Origin of the sequence: Erythrobacter sp. HI0063, assembly GCF_001635685.1 — a bacterium.
Lineage (GTDB): Bacteria > Pseudomonadota > Alphaproteobacteria > Sphingomonadales > Sphingomonadaceae > Qipengyuania.
Map to the genome: position 1 here is coordinate 1 of NZ_LWFF01000137.1, position 600 is coordinate 600.

1 protein-coding gene is annotated in these 600 nt (G+C 63.7%); it reads right to left on the minus strand.

The window, feature by feature from the left end; translation table 11 throughout:
- Positions 1-600: acyl-CoA dehydrogenase family protein (locus A3736_RS05495; protein WP_197465498.1), on the minus strand; the 600-nt coding region annotated here is incomplete at both ends.

Sequence of the window (600 nt, forward strand, 5' to 3'; positions counted from 1 at the left end):
CTGATCTCGTATTCGAGCGCGTAGCCGTTCCCGCCGTGCACCTGCAGCGCATTGTCCGCCGCGCTCCAGGCGGTGCGTGCGGCGATCAGTTTCGCCATGCCCGCCTCGATATCGCAGCGCTGGCCGCGATCCTTGTGGCGCGCGGCGCTATAGGTGAGCTCGCGCACCATCACGATCTCGCAGACCATCAACGCCAATTTGTCCGCTATGCGCGGAAAGACAAGCAGATCCTTGCCGAACTGGCTGCGCTGAACGGCGTAGGCGAGGCCGAGATCGAGAGCGTTCCAGGCTACGCCGATGGCGCGCGCGGCGGTCTGGATGCGGGCTCCTTCGAAAGTGTGCATCAGCTGTTTGAAGCCTTTGCCTTCCTCTGCGCCCAGCAATCCGTCCTGCGCAACGGCGAAACCTTCGAAGCCGAGCGTGTATTCGCGCATACCGCGATAGCCGAGGACCGCGATCTCCTCGCCGTCGATACCGGCATCGGGAAAAGGTTCGTTCTGCGTGCCGCGCGTTTTTTCCGCGAGCAGCATCGAAAGGCCTCTCTGTCCGGGCCGGTCGGGATCGGTACGGACCAGTATGGTCATCAGATCGGCACGCGCC